This window comes from Subtercola boreus (assembly GCF_003399645.1).
GTDB lineage: Bacteria > Actinomycetota > Actinomycetes > Actinomycetales > Microbacteriaceae > Subtercola > Subtercola boreus_A.
This window is the reverse complement of the sequence record NZ_NBXD01000072.1, coordinates 1-1,464: the sequence shown is the minus strand read 5'-3', so window position 1 is coordinate 1,464 and position 1,464 is coordinate 1. Positions and strand designations below refer to the sequence as shown.

General features: G+C 55.5%; 1 protein-coding gene. It reads right to left on the bottom strand.

What is annotated here, in order from left to right; all coding sequences use genetic code 11:
• Nucleotides 1-1,464 (bottom strand): class I SAM-dependent methyltransferase (locus B7R24_RS17440; protein ID WP_147304108.1); only part of this gene is annotated, 1,464 nt, incomplete at both ends.

The following is a 1,464-nucleotide window of genomic DNA, read 5'->3' as shown; positions in this document are numbered from 1 at the left end:
CCACCTTCCCATTCGGTGTCAGCGGCAGCGCGTCCAACACAACAAACGCCGCTGGAACCATGTGCTCAGGAAGACTCAACGACAAATACGACCGCAACTCGCCAGCAAGACCCACCACCTCATCCTGCCGGGCAGGACTATTCGCATAGTTGGTATAGAGGTCCGCAGCGGGATCCGGAAGATACAGATCCGTCACCGCGGTGCAGTCCTGCGGAAGAAACACAACGTCCATCTCTCCGGACGACGATCTGTGAGACCACGTTGCAACAACCCGGTGGCCCGTCTTTTTGCCAAGCGAGACGAAGGTGTCAAGCGAAATCGAAAAGGGACGGGCCGCATCGATATATCGAGCGAGGTCCGGGTCTTCATAGTCGGCGATCAGCAATAGATCTTCCCACAAACGGGCATTCGGAACATTGCAGAAGCGAACGCCGTCCGGCCGACTCGCGGCGACTGACAGGACAGATGAACTGTCCCTAACGCCCTCGCCCCAGAAGTATCTAGGAAGATTTGCTACAGAGGGCAGTCCCGTGACTCCTTTCCTGATGACAACGTCGTAGCGATATCGACTTAACTCGTTAGCGGCCGACCCCTGTTTTACCTGAATGTCCACGCCGGAAATGCCACTCATAGAACTTTGTAGTTCCAGAAAGAAGCGGGGATGTAACACCAGCTCCTTTTCCAGGAGAAGGCGTCTCTCAGTAGCCGCTCGGACGGCTTCAATCGACACGCTCTCCTGTTGCCCCGTTAGCTCAATGGCTGTGCAAAAGTACCGGAGTAAGGGCAGGCTACGGATGTCACCGAGAAATATGGAACCTTCGGGGCCCAGTAAGTTCATTGCCTGGTGGATGACGTCGACGAGATACTGCTGGGATGGAAAGTACTGTGCGACCGAGTTGATGACCACTGTGTCGAACGAGCATGTGGGAAGTCCCTCGGAGACATTTGCCTGCTGACAACGAAGATGAGTATGACCTGTCAGCTCTGGTCTCGACGTGACATGATCCCTGAGCCCTTCAATGACTCGTTGGGAGAAATCAGTACCCCAGTATTCATCGCATTTCGGGGCAAGCTGCGAAAGGAGCAAACCCGTACCGACTCCGATTTCTAGAACCTTTTTGGGTTTGAGTTCTAGAATCCTGGCAACAGTGGCAGCACGCCATTCCTCCATCTGATCACGGGGTATCGGCCGACCATCGTAACTACTGTTCCAGCCATGGAAGTCATGGCCAAAAGGATCTGGTGATGGCTTGCTGTTCTCTTCTTGGTAGACCTCTTTCCAAACCGCTATTGCTCGACTCTCGCTCTCAACATCCCGCTCTGACGGGGGCGTCGTGACCACGTAAGCGATGAGGCGTTTGTCGCCTTGTGCGTCGTCGCGGGCGACAACGAGTGCTTCTCGTACGTTGGCGTGGGTCGTCAGCTGCGCCTCGATCTCTCCGGGCTCTATCCGGAAGCCGCGCA